Source organism: Malaciobacter sp., assembly GCF_055140965.1.
The window spans coordinates 1-16867 of the sequence record NZ_JBSRRO010000052.1 but is presented as its reverse complement, the minus strand read 5'-3'; the positions used below and the strand labels follow the sequence as shown (position 1 = coordinate 16867).

Sequence of the window (16867 nt, the reverse complement as noted above, 5' to 3'; positions counted from 1 at the left end):
TTTGTAAATAAACCTTCAAATGAGAAAAAAGATGAATATGAGCTATATGGAAAGAGAGTTATTTATTCTACAAAGGGCAAAGAGTTTACTAGAGGGTGAGAGAATGGAGTGTTAGAAACTTTGTGTCAAGTAACTAATTATAACTAAAATCAGACATCTGAAAATCCTTTAATCTGACCTTGAGAAATACTACCTAATTAAGAGTGCTATAAATAAAAAAAGGTCTTTTTTAATCACTCCCAAGAGGGAGTGCATAATAAGTTATTAAAACTTATAATTAAGTCTTAAAGTTGCTGATCTTGATGCTCCTGGCATTGTACTTGATCTCCAATAATCTTTATCAAATAGATTTAAAATACCAAGTGTAATATTTACATCTTTATATTTCCAACCTAATAATGAATCTACTCTATTGAAACTATCTAAAGTACTTTCATTTCCACTTTTATCATAGAAGTATCTTTTTCCTACATGTGTAACTCCAAGTTCTGTATAGAAGTTTTTTGATGAAGGTGCATATCTTACAAAAATATTTCCATTGATATTTGCAGTGTTACTTAAGTAATTACCTTCATTATCAGGATTTGATTTATCTTTTATAACTTTTGCTTGCATTGTTCCTATAGAAGCTCTTAGATAAAAGTCTTCATAAACTTGACCAATTATACTTAGTTCTGCTCCTCTTGATCTCTCTTTTCCTCTTTGATACCATTTTGTTAAATCAGGTTCCCAATCAGGTCTATATCTAATATTAAAATGTTCAATTTGATATAAAGAAAAAGTACTACTTAGTTTATTATCAAACCAATCACTTTTAATTCCTACTTCATACTGTTCATTGTATTCAGGCTCATCGTTAAAAGTGCTAGAATCATCACTAGCACTTACACCTAAATAACTATTTCCTCCATAAGGTGAGAAACTTTTATTATATGAAGTATAAATAGTATGATCTTCATTTATATCATAAACAATTCCTACTCTTGGACTAAATGAATCACCATCATGTGAGCTATGATTATTTGAAATATCTGTAGAATTAAATGAGTATTTATCAAACCTTCCACCTAAAACTAGTTTTAAAGAAGGAGTTAAAGAGATAATATCTTCTAAAAAAATACCTTTTGAGATGCCTTCATGTTCATTTTTTATTGTTGCATTCTTTTTCTCAATTTTTGTCCATGATGAAGAATCAAAAGGATTAAAAGGGATCTCTTTTTCACTATATAACTTTGGATTTCTATTCTCTTTACTATAATCAACTCCAAAAGTTAGGTTATGTAAGATATTTCCTGTTCTTATTTCACCATTAAGTGTTAATGTATTTGAAATTGTTTTATTTTCTGTCTCTTGCCATGCGTAGTTTTGGCTTAATAGTTTTGTTGAAGTACTATAAGTACCTAAAAAATAGTGGTCAAAATTTTGTTCTGCTTTTCTATATGCAGCTGCCCAGTTTAAACTCCATTTGTCATTTATTTGATAATCTAAACTAGATCTTAATATTTGTAATCTATCTTTTACATAATCTCCATTGTGAGCAAAAGCTTTGTCATAAGATATACCCATTAGGTCATATTGTGTCTTATTTGGACCTCTATCAGGTGTTCTTTTTGCATAATCATAAGTATATTGAGCTGTCCATTTTAAATTATCATTGTTTGTAATAGTAATACTTGGAGAGAACATTTTACTTTCATTTTCTATATTTTTTTGAATGCTATCTCTAAAAGTTTCACCTTTTGTCACATCACTTACAAATCTAATTGCAACATTTTCATTTACTACTTGATTTATATCTAAATTTGCTCCTTTATTTTTCCAAGAGCCCATTGAAAGACCAACATTACTAGAATTATCAAAGTTTGCATATTTACTTACCATATTAATAACTCCTCCACCATTACTTCTTCCATAAAGCAATGAAGCAGGTCCTTTTAGTATCTCAACCCTTTCAATATTAGCAGTGCTTCTTCTTACTTGTCCACTTTCTCTAATACCATCTCTATAAATATCATTTGTATCAGCTCTAAAACCTCTAATAAAAATATTATCACTTCTCATGTCATATGTAGTATCAATACCAGCATTTCCTTCTAGTATTGAACTTAAATCATTTGTTCCATAGTTTTTGTTTTTTTGAATATTTAAAGTATCAATAGTCATAGGAGTTTGTTTTATGCTCATATTATTTCTTGTAATAGAAGCATTTTCATAATTTACATATCCTTTTGTTATATCGTCTTCTTTCATAGCTTCAATATAAACAGTTGGAAGGACTGCGTTAAACTCTTTTTTCTCTTTGTTACTTTTTTTGTTTTCAAGGGATTTTGCATTAAGTAAGCTTTGTGCAGTTGTTAAGCTTAGCATTACTACAAAAGATGAAGTAACTAATTTTTTCATAAATTTCCTTTGTGTATGTGTATAATATTAATAATAATTATCAATAATATTTTTGGGCGCGGATTATTACATAGGAAAGCTTAAGAAATTCTAATACACTTTAAAATTATTTAAATATTGAGAAGAGTTAAAGAAATATGAAAACTAAAGGATTTTATCCCTTTAGTTTTTCGTTGAGCAACAATTTGTGTCTGTGCAACAATTATCTTTTTGTGTAGCACTAAAGTTTGTTATTTTTTGTTTTTTTTCCATATCACAACTATTATCTTGACAAGTTGATTGTTTTGGTTTATCTTTTATTGTTTTTAAAATTCTCATAGAGTTAAATATAGCAAGTAAAGCTACTCCAACATCAGCAAAAATTGCTTCTTTCATACTAATCATAGCACCAGCACCTAAAGCAAGAAATGCAACTTTTATAGCCATTATAAAAATAATATTTTGATATACAATAACTTTTGTTTTTTTAGCAATTTTAATAGCATCACTTATTGATTTAATATTATCATTTAAAATAACAACATCAGCAGATTTAACTGCTAAATCACTTCCAACACCACCCATTGCAAATCCTACATCTGAATTTGCTAATGTTGGTGCGTCGTTTATTCCATCTCCCACAAAAGCTGTAACTTTATTTGTTTGTTTTTTTATGGCTTGGAAGTTTGTTAATTTTTCTTGAGGTAAAAGTTCATATTTTACTTCATCAATTCCTAATTGATTTGCAACATTTAAAGCAACCTCTTTTTTATCACCTGTTAACATATATGTTTTATGAATATTTAAACTTTTTAGCTCACGAATTACCTCTTTTGCTTCAACTTTTATAATATCACTTACTACAATATACCCAGCAAATTTAGAATCTATTGCAATAAATACAACATTTAAATCTTCTTTTATTTCATCATAAGTAACTTTAAAATTATCTAGAAGTTTTTTATTTCCTACTAAAATTTCTTTATTGTCAATTGTTGCTTTTACTCCAAGACCACTTAACTCTTCATGTTCAGTTATTAGTTTAGAATCTACTGTTTTATCAAAAGCTTCTACTATTGATTTTGCTATTGGATGGGTTGAAAAACTCTCTGCATAAGCAGCAAATTTTAAAAGTTCTTCTTTTGAAATATTTTTACTATTTATATTTGTAACTTCAAATACTCCATGTGTTAGTGTACCTGTTTTATCAAAAATGATATTTTGAATCTCTGTTAATTTTTCTATATAATTAGCACCTTTTACAAGTACTCCTCTTTTTGATACTGCACCAATTGCACTAAAAAACGATAATGGAATAGATACAACTAAAGCACAAGGACAAGAAATAACTAAGAAAATCAATGCTCTTTCTACCCAATCTGCAAACTGTGCATCTTCAATTAATAGTGGAGGAAGTATTGCTAAAAGTGCAGCTAATACTACAACAATTGGAGTATAAATAGTTGCAAATTTTGTTATAAATTTTTCTGCTTTTGCTTTTTTTGATGAAGCATTTTCTATAAGTTCTATGATTTTAGCAACAGTTGAGTCTTTGTATAGTGAAGTTACTTTTATATAGCAAGCTTTTGAAGTATTTATAAATCCACTTAAAACTTCTTGTTCTTCTTTGATATTTTTAGGTTTAAACTCTCCTGTTATTGCACTTGTATCAAAAGAGTTATTCTTTGATAATAATACTCCATCAACTGGAACTTTTTCTCCTACTTTAACTAAAATAGTATCACCAATTTTAACCTCTTCAGGTGCTTTTTGAACAATCTCTTCACCATCTTTTACATTTGCAAATTCAGGTTTTATATCAAGTAATGAATTAATACTATCCCTTGAGTTATTAACAGCAACTGCTTGGAACATTTCACCCACTTGATAAAATATCATAACAGCAATCCCCTCAACATACTCACCCAAGGCAAAAGCACCAATTGTTGCTATTCCCATCAAAAAGTGTTCATCAAAAAGTTTTCCATTTGTTAAGTTTTTAACAGCTTTGTATAAAACATCCCAACCAACTAAAAAGTATGCTAATAAGTATACTGCAAGTTGAAGCGTTTCATTTTGTATATAATTGTATGAAATATATGTTAAAACAAGTGAAACAATAGTTATACCTAAAAGTTTTTTATCAACTAATTGCCAAAAGCTTCTTTGTTGTTGTTTAATATTATCTTTTTCAATGATTACTTCTCTTTCAATTTTTTGAATCTCTTTTTCTATTTTATCAAGTAAATTTTCTTCTACTGTTTGTTCAAAACTTAATGTAGAAGTTGAAAAGTTTAATTTAACATTATTTAGTTCATCTAATTCATTTAATCGTTTTTCAATTTTTCCTGCGCAGTTTGCACAATCAAGATTTTGTAATTTAACTTTTTGCATAATTATCCTTTTATTATATGCTCTAATCCCATATCGTATATTTTTTTAATATGTTCATCATCTAGTGAATAAAACATTTGCTTTCCAACTCTTCTTGGTTTTACAATTTTTGAATTTTTCAATACTCTTAATTGGTGTGAAACAGCAGATTGGCTTACATTTATAAGTTCACTTATTGCTCCAACACATAACTCTTCTTCTTTTAAAACAGCAATAATTTTTATTCTAGTAGTATCAGCAAAGGCTTTAAATAGCTCTGCCACATCATATAAAGTTTCATCACATATTAAAACTTTTTTTACTTTTTCTACTTCTTTTGAGTGATCACAACATTCTGTTGACATTTTATTCCTTTATTATATGTACATATGAATATGTAATCATATGATAAGGATTCTTAAAAATAGATTAGATTTTTAAAATATAATTAAGTAAAATCAAATATAATTATTTAATTTATAAGTATATGAAATAATTAAATTATATTAGTAAAGTGGTCTATTTTATGAAAAATAATAAAAATAATAAATTATCAATTCTTTTTGTTTGCAATGATGATGAGTGTATTTCTCAATTATTAGAGCTTTTAAAACAAGAGTACGATATAGATGATATTGTTGTTTGTAAATCAAAAGAAGAGGCTTATGCTTTATATTTGCAAGGTAACTTTGATATTGTCTTAACTAACTTTTTACTCTCTGATAAAGATGGAAAAAAGATGGTAAAAAAAATAAGAAAAATAAATGAAGACCAAATTTTTATATTAATCTCAAAATTTAATAAGAAAAAAGATTTAATAAAAGCTATAAAACTTCGAATTAGATACTATATTCAATATCCAATAAAGAAAAAAGAGTTAAAAGAGGTTTTTGACTCTTGTATTAAAAGACTCTCTCATAGATATGAAATAAAATATGTTAATTCTGTTTTAGAACATTATAAATTAGCTGTTGATAACTCTACTATTCTTTCAAAAGCTGATAAAAAAGGAAGAATTACATATGCAAACGAAGAGTTTTGCAGAATCTCAAAATATAACTTAAATGAACTACTTGGAAAACAGCATAATATCTTAAGGCATGAAGATATGCCAAAAGAGACTTTTAGACAAATGTGGGAAACAATTAAGCAAGAAAAAAAGACATGGAAAGGTATTGTAAAAAATAGGGCAAAAGATGGAAGCTTTTATATAGTAGATGCGACTATTATTCCTGTTTTAAATCAAGACAATGAAGTTGTGGAGTATTTAGGAATTAGACATGATATTACAGAAATAGAAAGTTATAAAAACTTATTAAAAGATAAGCTAGATACTACTTCAAAAGGTTTAAGTGAAAAGGTACATTTAATAAAAGAGTTTGAAAAAGCAATTGATGTTAGTACTTCTTTTACAAGAACTGATACAAAAGGCGTGATAACTTATGTAAATGACAAGTTTTGTGAAGTATCAGGTTTTAGTGAAGATGAGTTATTGGGAAATACTTTTAAGTGTGTAAGAGATGATGAAGTTTCTACAAGAGTTTATAAAAATATGTGGGAACAATTAAAATCAAAAAATATTTGGAGAGGCATACTTAAAAATAGAACAAAAAATAAAAAAGCTTACTATATGGATACTACTATTATCCCAATAGTAAATATAAATGATGAGATAATTGAGTATATAAGTATAAAACACAATGTTAGTGAGATTATATATTTAAATAAAGAGATTATTGATACACAAAAAGAGGTTCTTTACACTATGGGAACTATTTGTGAGGGCAGATCAAATGAAACTGGAAATCATGTAAAAAGAGTTGCAGAATACTCATTTTTGATGGCCAAAAAATGTGGCTTACCAAGAAAAGAGTGTGAACTTTTAAAGCTTGCTTCTCCTGTGCATGATATTGGAAAAATAGCTATTGAAGATGGAATTTTAAAAAAGCCTGCAAAACTAACTGATGAAGAGTACACAAAAATGAAAGAGCATGCTAGACTAGGTTATGAAATGCTAAAAAATTCAAATAGAGAAATACTTAAAGCAGCTGCAACAATTGCTTATGAACACCATGAAAGATGGGATGGTAAAGGTTATCCAAGAGGTTTAAAAAAAGATGAAACACATATTTATGGAAGAATAACAGCAATTTGTGATGTTTTTGATGCATTAGCTAGTAAAAGATGCTATAAAGAGGCTTGGCCATTAGAAAAGATACTTAAACTTTTTAAAGAAGAAAGAGCAAAACAGTTTGATCCAAATTTAGTAGATATTTTTCTTAGTAATTTAGATGAATTTTTAATTATTCAAAAAAATTATGAAGATGAGTTTTAATATACTACTTTTATAGGCAAATAAAAAGTTAAATCAAAATTTTCATTTTCATTTAGAAAATGATTTTTATGATAATGTACAAATGATGGCAAAGTTGTAGCCTCATATCCAGATTTTGGAAGCCAAAAGTGATAAACATATCTCAAAAAGACTAATACATCTCCATATACTCCTTTTAAATGAAAAGATGCACATAAGGTTTGGGGTATTTGCATAGTTGAAATTTCAAAGCTTAACTCCTTTGGAACCTCAATTGCTGCAACATAACTGCACTCATTTAAAGGTGTTATTGTAGGATTATCATGTAAAAGTGCAAGTTGTGTATAGTTTGTAAGTTTATATTCATATGCTAATGCTTTTAACTTTTGCCATATTTTACTAATTGATTTATCATAACCTTTATGTCTTATGTATACACAATATCTTTTTGGAACTAATTCAATTTGCATATTAATATCTTTAAAAGTTTTATTCTCTTTAATTAAAAATTTTGAGTATTCAATATGCCCTGATTTTCTCCATGAAGTAGGGGTATATGAAAATTTATGTTTAAAGGCTTTTATAAATGAAGAGTGTGAAGAGTATCCACATGTATTTGCAATTTCACTAATAGTTGAATGGGTATTTGTAATAAGTAAATTTGCCGCTTTTTGTAATCTTGTTGATGTTATAAAATCAAATAGATTTTGATTTGTTTCTTCTTTGAAGATTCTATGAAAATGGTATTTTGAAACACTATTTAGTTTTGCTAAATCATCTAATGTTATATTTGAATCAATATTTTTATAAATATAAAATAGTGTTTTATTTACTATATTTGCTCTTTGTATTTTTGTATCTTTTTTCATAAAGTTATTATATCAAAAAAAGCAATATAGAGCAAAAAAATTGCAATTTAAGATAAAGAAATAGAATCAAAAATTATATATAATTTCATCGTAATAAAAATTGAGGGAAAAAAATGAAAAGGTCTTATATTAGAAAAATTTTAGATGCAATAGATAAAGATACAATCTCATTTGCAGGGGGATTACCAAATGAGGATTTGTTCCCTTTAAAACAAATTAGTAAAGCCTCTAAAAAAGTTCTTAAAGACAAGAGTTCTTTGCAGTATAGTAAGTCTCAAGGAATAGATAGCCTAAGAGAAAAGATAGCCAACTTTTATACTAAGGTTTATAATCTAAAGACGACAAAAGATGAGATTTTAATAACAACTGGAAGCCAACAAGCTTTTGATATTATATTAAAAAGTTTAAGTGTAAATAATTTAATAGTGGAGAGTCCTTCATATATTGGAGCATTATCTGCATTTAGAATATTGAATAAAAATATAAAAGATTTTAAAACATTTGAACAATTAAATAATATATTAAAAAAAGATGAGGTTTTATATAGTATAAGTGATTATCAAAATCCATCAACTTATACATATACTAAAAAGCAAAGAAAAAAAGTAGCAAATATATTAAAAGAAAAAGATGCCTATTTGATAGAAGATGCAGCATACAGCTTGCTTAACTTTGAGGGTAAAATAAAAAAGCCAATCTGTTCATTTTACAAAGATAAGTCTTATCACTTAGGTACTTTTTCAAAAATTGTTGCACCAGGACTTAGAGTTGGGTGGATTAGAGCAAATAAAGAATTAATTGAAAAGATAATTGTGGTAAAAGAATCTTTAGATTTGCATACATCAACTTTTAATCAAATGATTTTAGATAAATATTTAGAAGATAATAATATTTTTGAGCATATTGAAAAAAATGCAAAGAATTATAAAAAAAGAATGAATTATATGGCTGATTGCATGGAAAAATATCTTCCAAACTTTGAGTTTAAAAGACCTAAAGGTGGAATGTTTATTTATGGAAAATTCAATAATATAAATGATAGTATGGACTTAGCAACAAAAGCTTTGGAAAAAAAAGTTGCATTTGTTCCAGCACAAGTTTTTTATTTTGATGAACAAAAAAGTAATGAAGCAAGATTTAATTTTACAAATTGTAACTTCAAAGAGACTAAAAAGGGAATAAAAATCTTAGCTGAGCTTACAAAATAAGCTTAGCCTCTTTTTAGTATTAAATCTGCTAAATTTTTTGAAACTTTGTTTGCTACAACTTCACATTTAACTTTAAATAAAAAGAATATTCTATTATCATTGTAACTTTCTAAACACTCAAAATTACCCATTCCTTTTGCTAAAATTAATGGTGCATTTTCAAATATTTGTAAAAACTCTTTTGATGCTTGTGATTTTTCCATCCCTGGAGTGTCAACACCTGTGCTTATTACTTTACAATGCTTATGAATGCCTATTTGAATAGCTTCTTTTGTAGTAATATCATTTATAATAGGTTTACCTCTTGTTGCATATGTAATTTGTAAATTTGGATATAGTAAGTTTAATACTTTTATTAACTCTTTATCAAATACATTTTCACCTGCATTATCTGATAAAATAAGAAGTTCATTGTGCTTTTCTAACTCTTCTTTAAATATTTTGTAGTGATTAATTGAAAAAGGTGAATGAAAAACTGTTTTTATCTCATCTTCTAAGCTAAACTCTTTTGTTACAGCAAAATCAATTACATTTCCTGCAACTGCTGCTTTTATTGCTGTAAAAAGTTTATCTTCACTATTTTGTATTTGCTTTTTTATAATTGGAAGATAAGATATTGCATTTTTTATTGAATTTTGTTTTAACAAATACAAAGGATCTTTTAAATTACTTTTTATTGAAAGTAGTTCATATACTTCTTTTGCAACAAAAGGTGGAGTTCTTGAAAAATCAAATTTTTTCGCTTTTTTATTTACTTCATCCATAAGTTCTTTGCTTGATTTATCATCAAAATCTAACAATTTTGTAGCTTTTTGTATTTGATTTATAATGCATTCAACACATGTATTTGTTATATTCATAATTTTTTTTACCTCTGTAAAGTTGTATGTTAGGGTGTTTTACTATTTTTTTAGTTATTAATAGCTTAATTTTTACTTTAGTTTATATATTATTTACGAAAACTTTAGTATAATTTCGCCTTTATTTTAAAACTTAAGGATTTGGTTATGAACCTCTTCAAACTAAAAGAGCATAACACAAATGTCAAAACAGAGTTTACTGCTGGATTTACTACTTTTTTGACAATGATGTATATAGTTCCTGTAAATGGTTTTATTCTTGCTGATGCAGGTTTACCTATGGATGCAGTTGTTACTGCTACTGCTCTTATTACTATTTTAGCTACAATTTTTTCTGGTCTTTGGGCTAACACTCCAATTGCAATGAGTGTTGGTATGGGATTAAATGCGTATTTTTCTTATGGACTTGTTTTAGGGATGAATATTCCTTGGCAAACTGCACTAGGTATCGTATTTTTATCAGGTGTACTTTTTGTACTTTTGTCTTTTACAAACTTTAGAGTTTGGATTATGACCTCAATTCCTATGAATTTAAGACGAGCAATATCTGCTGGTATTGGTACTTTTATTGCTTTTATAGGTCTAAAACAAATGGGAATGATTGTACCTGATAAGGTTACTTATGTAAAACTTGGTGATTTTTCTGAACCAAATGTTTTAATTGGTGCTCTTGGTTTGGTTCTTGCTTTCATTTTTTATGCATATAAATTAAAGGGTGCTTTTATCTTTTCTATTGGTATTACTTCAATTGTTGCATGGTTTTTAGAAGTTAATCCAATGCCTACAAGCTTTTTATCTGCTCCTGCATCTATTTCTCCGATATTTATGCAACTTGATGTTGTAAGTGCTTTATCTTTATCTTTATTACCTGTTATTATTACTTTTTTAATTACTGATATGTTTGATACACTTGGAACACTAACAGGAATTGGAGCTAGAGCAAATATGTTTCAAAGTGGAAATAAAGATGATAAGTCTTTACAAAAAACTTTAGAAGCAGATGCAATATCAACAGCTGCTGGAAGTATGATAGGTGTTTCTACTACAACTGCTTTTGTTGAAAGTTCAACTGGAGTAGAAGAGGGTGGAAGAACAGGTCTTACAGCAATATTTACTGCAATGTTTTTTGTAACAACACTATTTATGTTACCACTTTTTAAATCAATTCCATCAAATGCAATTTATCCTGTATTAGTTGTTGTTGGAGTGCTAATGTTTACAGAACTTGGTAAGATAAATTTCGAACAAGTTGATTTAGCTACAAGTGCAGGAGCATTTTTTATTGTTACTTTAATGCCTTTAACTTTTTCTATTACAAATGGTATCGCAGCAGGTTTTTTAGCATATACGATTATTAAACTTACAAAAAGAGAGTTTAGTGATTTAAATATTGGAATCTTAACAATTACATTAATAAGTCTATTAGTATTTATATTACAAGGTTAAATTTTGGAAAAATTTTATTACAGTTACGAAGAATTTAAAAAGGATACTCAAAAGCTAGTAAATAGTTGTAGGGAGTATGAGCCTGATATTTTATTAGCAGTTGCAAGAGGTGGTTTGACATTATCTCATCTTATGGCACAAGCTATGAATATGAGAAATTTATATGCATTAAATTCAATTCATTATGAGGGTGAATTGAAATTAGATACATTTAATATTTTTAATATTCCAGATGTATCACATGCAAGAAGAGTTTTAGTTGTTGATGATATTGTTGATTCAGGGGAAACAATGGAAGAGATTCTAAGAGTTTTAAAAGAGAAGTTTCCTAATGTAGAATTCAAATTAGCAACAATTTTTTATAAAAAATCTGCTGTATTACAACCTGATTATACAGTAAGAGAAGCAAAAGAGTGGATTGACTTTTTTTGGGAAGTTGATGTAGTATAACTCCATATTTTAGGGTATTGTACCCTAAAATATAAACTATTTTTTAGTCTATAATTTATAACTTTTATATATAAATAATTATCTTTTACTTTAGTTTTAATTTTTTCTTAGTATAATACTTTTAAATTAAAACAGGGAATAAGAATGACATTTATAGAATTCAAAAAACTATTACTTGATGCAGAACTTACAATTCCAAAGTTTACAGCACTTATTAAAGTAAGTGAAAAAAATATTCAAGCTTACAAAAAGAAAAAAGAAGTACCAAATGCAATTGCAACTGTTGCTGCATGTTTTGCAAAGATGAATCAAGAAGGAATTGATTTTAGAAATTTAATCAATGATCTAGATTTAAAGAAAAAAGAGAAAAAAGGCGCAGGTTTTTCTAAGAAAAAAGAAGAAAAATAAAAAAGTTAATTAAGACTTTTTATTAAACAGTTATTAACAATTTTTTGCTAAACTTCCCAAAAAAAATAGGGACTAATATATGAAAATTGATGATAATGTAAAGCTATTTTTAGCTATTGCTTCTTTTATGATGGCCTTGGCTGTTGCAATAGGTGCTTTTGGGGCACATGGATTAAAAGCAATGGTTGAACCTTCTATGCTTGATACTTATAATACAGGAGTTGAGTATCATTTTTATAATACTCTTGGATTATTTGCTATTTCTTTTATAATATATCTTAAACCAGATTGTAAAAAACTTATTGTTTCTGCATGGCTAGTGTTAATTGGAACTTTAATTTTTAGTTTTTCATTATATTTTCTAGTTGTGTTAAATATGCCATTTTTAGGTGCTATTACACCAATTGGTGGAACATTGTTAATTATAGCTTGGTTGATGGTATCTTATAGTATTTATAAAAATTAGGAGATTTTATTTGATCGAAAAGATTGAACAAATAAGAGATGCAAGATGGTTTTCAAACCTAACAACTCTTATTATTATAGCTTATGCTTCTGTTTTAGGATTTAAAACAATTGGTGATGTAGAAACAAATTACTCTTTGTTTTTACAATTTGCTGATGCTTTTGTAACTATTTATTTTATTTTTGAAATAGCTATTAAAATGGTTGCAGAAAAGAAATTTGTTAATTTTTTTAAAAGTGGATGGAACCTTTTTGATTTCACAATAGTAGTTATTACTTTATTACCTTTAGAATCAAGTGGATACGCAGCAGTTGCAAGACTTTTAAGAATTTTTAGAGTTCTTCGATTATTTACTGCGCGTCCAGAATTAAAAGCAATAATAGATATGTTAATAAAAGCAATACCTGCAATAATTGATATTGTTATATTAATGTTTATTATTTTTTATATTTATGCAATTGTTGGAAACTTTTTCTTTGAAAAACTTCCATCAGGTTTATGGTCAGACTTTTTAGTTTCTATGTTGACTCTATTTAGAGTACTTACATTTGAAGATTGGACAGATGTAATGTATGAAGCGATGGAAGTTTATCCTTGGGCTTGGGCATATTTTGTATCTTTTGTAATTATTGCGGCATTTGTATTTTTTAATTTATTTGTGGCTGTTATTATTGGAGAGATGCAAAAATTAAATGAAGCTGATATGAAACAAGAAATACATGAAGATAGTAAAAAGTTAGATATTTTACTAAGTGAAGTAAAACACTTAAGAGAAGAATTAAACCAAATAAAAAAAAGTAAGGATTAACTCCTTACTTTGTATTAAAAGCTCTATCACCTGCATCACCTAAGCCAGGTCTAATATAGTTGTTTTCGTCTAATCTTTCATCAATTTGAGCAATATAAATATCCACATCAGGATGTGCTTCTTGAACTTTTTGTATTCCATATGGAGAACCTAAAATATTTAAACTAATGATTTTTTTTGCGCCTATATCTTTTAAATAGTCAATTCCATCAATTAAAGAACCACCTGTTGCAACCATTGGATCAAGTAATAAAACAGTTTTATCTTCTAAATTATCTGGAATATTTTCATAAAATAGTTTACTTAATGAAGTCTGCTCATCTCTTTTCATAGCTAAAAATCCACTTCTTGCATATGGCAATGTTTGTAAAATTCCTGTAAGCATTGGCTCACCAGCTCTTAAAATTGGAACCAAAACTATTTTTTGAACTTCTAACATCTCTACATCCAAAGGACCTTGCCATGTATTAATATTTGTTGTTATTGTTGGAAAATCTGCTAAAGCTTCAGCAACTATCATTCTTGAAATCTCTTCAATCGTAAGTCTAAATTCATTTGAAGCTGTTCTTACATCTCTTAGTCTATTTATAAGATGTTTTACAACAGCGTTTGTACTCTCTTTATACATTAATATGTCCTAAAATTTTATTTAAAAGCTTAATTGTATCTAAAAAAAACTTATATAATTTACTAATTATTAATTGAAATTTTGCTACTATTTTCAAATTTTACATGCAAGAGGCTATATGAACAAACCTACAGATTATAAGTTTAGAGTTAAAGATTCAATTTTAGGTGTGCAATTTTTATTTGTTGCATTTGGTGCATTGGTTTTAGTTCCTATTTTAACAGGACTTAATCCAAATGTTGCATTTTTTACTGCTGGTGTTGGAACTTTAGTTTTCCAATTTATTACAAAAGGGAATATCCCTCCAATTTTTCTTGCATCTTCATTTGCTTTTATTGCTCCTATTTCTCATGGGGTTAAAACATGGGGAATTGCTGCAACTATGTCTGGACTTTTTGCTGCTGGACTTTTATATGTTCTATTAAGTTTTTTAGTTAGATTAAAAGGTGATAATTTTTTACACAAACTTTTACCTCCTATTGTTGTTGGACCTGTTATTATGGCAATTGGTTTGATTTTATCTCCTGCTGCTGTGCATATGGCAATGGGAAGAACAGGTGATGGTGCTGTTCAAGTTATACCTGTTGAACAAGCTATGATAATATCTATGATAGCATTACTTGTTACAGTTTTTATTTCATTACTTGGAAAAGGTATTTTTAAATTAATACCTATTTTAGGTGGAATTATTATAGGTTATGCTGTTTCTTTATATTATGGAATTGTTGATTTTACTCCTGTTAAGCAAGCAGCATGGTTTGTTATTCCAGAGTTTACTGCACCTGAGTTTAACTGGCAAGCAATTTTATTTATTTTACCAATTGCAATTGCTCCTGCAATTGAGCATATTGGAGATATGTTAGCAATTTCAAAGGTAACAAAAGAGGATTATTTAAAAAAACCAGGTCTTAAAAATACTCTTTTAGGAGATGGTTTAGCAACTTCTGTTGCATCACTTTTTGGAGGACCACCAAATACAACTTATTCAGAAGTTACAGGTGCTGTAACTGTTACAAAAGCATATAATCCTGCTATTATGACTTGGACTGCCATTGCTGCAATTATTTTAGCTTTTGTTGGAAAACTTGGTGGATTACTTGCAACGATTCCACTTCCTGTTATGGGTGGTATTATGCTTTTATTATTTGGTATTATAGCATCAATTGGTATTTCTACACTAATTAAAGCAAATACAGATTTATCTTGCCCTAGAAATATGGCAATTGTTGCTATGATTTTAGTCTTTTCAATTGGTGGAATGACATTTAATTTTGGTGGAGTTGCTTTTTCTGGAATAGGACTTGGTGCAATTATAGGAATTTTCTTAAATCTAATTTTACCACAACCAAGAGAAAGTTAATTTTGAAAACTATATCTATTTTAGGTTGTGGTTGGTTAGGTTTAGAAGTTGCAAGAACTTTTTTAAAAGAGAGTTTTAAAGTCAATGTTTCAACTACAAGTAGTTCTAAAATAGATAGTTTAGAAAAAGAGGGTTTTTCCTCTTTTTTAATTGATACAAACTATTCAAATAATAATTTACAAAGCTTTTTTAAATGCGATATTTTACTTATATCAATTCCTTCTAGTGTAGATAATTTTCTAAATTTTTTAGAAACAATTTATTCAAAAATAGATTTAGCAAATACACATGTTATTCTTATTAGTTCAAGCTCTATTTATCCAAATGAAAATAGAAGTTTTGATGAGTCATATAAACTTGATGAAAATAATTGTGGTAAAAAAAATGTCTATTTAATAGAACAATCTTGTAAAGATAAGTTTTCTAAACTGACTATTTTAAGATGTGCAGGGCTTATGGGATATGATAGATTTGCAGCAAAATATTTTGAAAACAGAACAGTAAAAGATGCAAATAAAAAAGTAAATTTTGTACATAGAGATGATGTACTTAAGGCAATAAATGAAGTTATTAAATTTAAAAGAATATGACACTTTTAACTTATGTTCAAAAGAGCATCCAAATAAAAAAGAGCTATATTCATATCAAGCAAAAAATAAACAAATAGAGATTTTAAACTTTGAGTATGCTGAAAATTATAATAATCGTATAATTTTAGGTGATAAAATAACAAATAAGTTAAACTTTAAATACAAGTTTGATAATCCATTTACTTACTTTTTAGTATAATTACCCAATTTACCATTGGGAATTACTATGAAAAATATAACTATTAAAGCTAAATTAATACTTCTTTTTATTTTCATTAAGGTAATACCTCTTTTATTACTTGCTTACATTTCATATGAAGGTGTAATAAAATTAGATGAATATTTAAAAAATAGTACAAAATATCTTTATAACCAAAGTAAAGAAATTATACTAAATACTGCAAATGCTTCAATAGATGATAGTGTTAAAAATCTTGATAAAAAATCCCAATTAGCAATAGAGCGATTATCCTTTGAAATAGCAAAAAATGTGGCTGATTTTTTATATGAAAGAGATAAAGATATACTTTTTTTATCAAATATACCTTTAAATAAAGATATTTTAAAAGAGTTTTATAAAAGTAAACAAAGAGAGATAATAGTAAATGGAAAATACTATTATAATGAGAAAAAACAAAGATGGGAAACAAAAAAAGAAAAAGAGAGAATAAAACCCCAAGAAAGAAAAGCCCAATTAAAAGATAATGA

16 protein-coding genes and 1 pseudogene are annotated in these 16867 nt (G+C 27.2%); 11 read left to right on the top strand and 6 right to left on the bottom strand.

Annotated elements, in window-relative coordinates:
- Nucleotides 1-264: 264 nt before the first annotated feature.
- The 3 genes from ACTCCZ_RS12215 to ACTCCZ_RS12205 form a co-directional block, all read right to left on the bottom strand.
- Nucleotides 265-2400, bottom strand: a complete 2136-nt coding sequence (locus tag ACTCCZ_RS12215) for a TonB-dependent receptor (protein ID WP_079580294.1) — start codon at nucleotides 2398-2400, stop codon at nucleotides 265-267.
- A 162-nt stretch (nucleotides 2401-2562) separates the two neighbouring features.
- Nucleotides 2563-4773: a heavy metal translocating P-type ATPase gene (locus ACTCCZ_RS12210; RefSeq protein WP_079580293.1), complete on the bottom strand. Its 2211-nt coding sequence runs from the start codon at nucleotides 4771-4773 to the stop codon at nucleotides 2563-2565.
- 2 nt (nucleotides 4774-4775) lie between these two features.
- Entirely contained in the window at nucleotides 4776-5117 is a 342-nt protein-coding gene (locus ACTCCZ_RS12205) for an ArsR/SmtB family transcription factor (RefSeq protein WP_079580292.1), read from the bottom strand.
- Between the two features lie 161 nt (nucleotides 5118-5278).
- On the opposite strand from ACTCCZ_RS12205, the gene ACTCCZ_RS12200 reads away from it, so the two are divergent.
- On the top strand, nucleotides 5279-7087 hold the full coding sequence (locus ACTCCZ_RS12200) for an HD domain-containing phosphohydrolase (RefSeq protein WP_079580291.1): 1809 nt from the start codon (nucleotides 5279-5281) through the stop codon (nucleotides 7085-7087).
- Here the strand turns inward: ACTCCZ_RS12200 and ACTCCZ_RS12195 are convergent.
- Complete coding sequence (locus ACTCCZ_RS12195) at nucleotides 7084-7935, bottom strand: AraC family transcriptional regulator (RefSeq protein WP_079580290.1); 852 nt, start codon at nucleotides 7933-7935, stop codon at nucleotides 7084-7086. The genes ACTCCZ_RS12200 and ACTCCZ_RS12195 overlap by 4 nt on opposite strands.
- A 113-nt stretch (nucleotides 7936-8048) precedes the next feature.
- On the opposite strand from ACTCCZ_RS12195, the gene ACTCCZ_RS12190 reads away from it, so the two are divergent.
- Complete coding sequence (locus tag ACTCCZ_RS12190) at nucleotides 8049-9143, top strand: aminotransferase-like domain-containing protein (protein ID WP_079580289.1); 1095 nt, start codon at nucleotides 8049-8051, stop codon at nucleotides 9141-9143.
- 2 nt (nucleotides 9144-9145) lie between these two features.
- On the opposite strand, the gene ACTCCZ_RS12185 is transcribed toward ACTCCZ_RS12190, so the two are convergent.
- The gene (locus tag ACTCCZ_RS12185) at nucleotides 9146-10003 is read right to left on the bottom strand and encodes a damage-control phosphatase ARMT1 family protein (RefSeq protein ID WP_079580288.1); all 858 of its coding nucleotides are present in this window, start codon (nucleotides 10001-10003) and stop codon (nucleotides 9146-9148) included.
- A 147-nt stretch (nucleotides 10004-10150) separates the two neighbouring features.
- On the opposite strand from ACTCCZ_RS12185, the gene ACTCCZ_RS12180 reads away from it, so the two are divergent.
- The 5 genes from ACTCCZ_RS12180 to ACTCCZ_RS12160 all read left to right on the top strand — a co-directional run bounded on the left by ACTCCZ_RS12180 (nucleotide 10151) and on the right by ACTCCZ_RS12160 (nucleotide 13581).
- Nucleotides 10151-11449 carry an NCS2 family permease gene (locus ACTCCZ_RS12180; protein WP_079580287.1) on the top strand — a complete coding sequence of 433 codons (1299 nt, stop codon included), beginning with the start codon at nucleotides 10151-10153 and terminating at the stop codon, nucleotides 11447-11449.
- 3 nt (nucleotides 11450-11452) lie between these two features.
- Nucleotides 11453-11899: a phosphoribosyltransferase gene (locus ACTCCZ_RS12175; RefSeq protein WP_079580286.1), complete on the top strand. Its 447-nt coding sequence runs from the start codon at nucleotides 11453-11455 to the stop codon at nucleotides 11897-11899.
- Between the two features lie 144 nt (nucleotides 11900-12043).
- Nucleotides 12044-12307 (top strand): hypothetical protein, encoded by a 264-nt coding sequence (locus ACTCCZ_RS12170; RefSeq protein ID WP_079580285.1) that lies wholly within the window; start codon nucleotides 12044-12046, stop codon nucleotides 12305-12307.
- A gap of 79 nt (nucleotides 12308-12386) precedes the next feature.
- Nucleotides 12387-12773 carry a DUF423 domain-containing protein gene (locus tag ACTCCZ_RS12165; protein ID WP_079580284.1) on the top strand — a complete coding sequence of 129 codons (387 nt, stop codon included), beginning with the start codon at nucleotides 12387-12389 and terminating at the stop codon, nucleotides 12771-12773.
- A 10-nt stretch (nucleotides 12774-12783) separates the two neighbouring features.
- Nucleotides 12784-13581 (top strand): ion transporter, encoded by a 798-nt coding sequence (locus ACTCCZ_RS12160; protein WP_159445754.1) that lies wholly within the window; start codon nucleotides 12784-12786, stop codon nucleotides 13579-13581.
- Nucleotides 13582-13585: 4 nt separating this feature from the next.
- Here ACTCCZ_RS12160 and upp read toward each other — a convergent pair whose 3' ends face one another.
- Nucleotides 13586-14209, bottom strand: a complete 624-nt coding sequence (upp, locus tag ACTCCZ_RS12155; RefSeq protein WP_079580282.1) for a uracil phosphoribosyltransferase — start codon at nucleotides 14207-14209, stop codon at nucleotides 13586-13588.
- Nucleotides 14210-14327: 118 nt separating this feature from the next.
- Between upp and ACTCCZ_RS12150 the strand changes: the two genes are divergently transcribed.
- The 4 genes and pseudogenes from ACTCCZ_RS12150 to ACTCCZ_RS12135 all read left to right on the top strand — a co-directional run.
- The gene (locus ACTCCZ_RS12150) at nucleotides 14328-15569 is read left to right on the top strand and encodes a uracil-xanthine permease family protein (RefSeq protein ID WP_079580281.1); all 1242 of its coding nucleotides are present in this window, start codon (nucleotides 14328-14330) and stop codon (nucleotides 15567-15569) included.
- 2 nt (nucleotides 15570-15571) lie between these two features.
- Nucleotides 15572-16159: an NAD(P)-binding domain-containing protein gene (locus ACTCCZ_RS12145; RefSeq protein WP_079580280.1), complete on the top strand. Its 588-nt coding sequence runs from the start codon at nucleotides 15572-15574 to the stop codon at nucleotides 16157-16159.
- Nucleotides 16131-16358 carry a hypothetical protein gene (locus ACTCCZ_RS12140; RefSeq protein ID WP_079580279.1) on the top strand — a complete coding sequence of 76 codons (228 nt, stop codon included), beginning with the start codon at nucleotides 16131-16133 and terminating at the stop codon, nucleotides 16356-16358. The genes ACTCCZ_RS12145 and ACTCCZ_RS12140 overlap by 29 nt, the downstream gene beginning before the upstream one ends.
- Before the next feature lie 27 nt (nucleotides 16359-16385).
- Nucleotides 16386-16867 (top strand): annotated as a pseudogene (locus ACTCCZ_RS12135) (sensor histidine kinase); the annotation flags it as partial.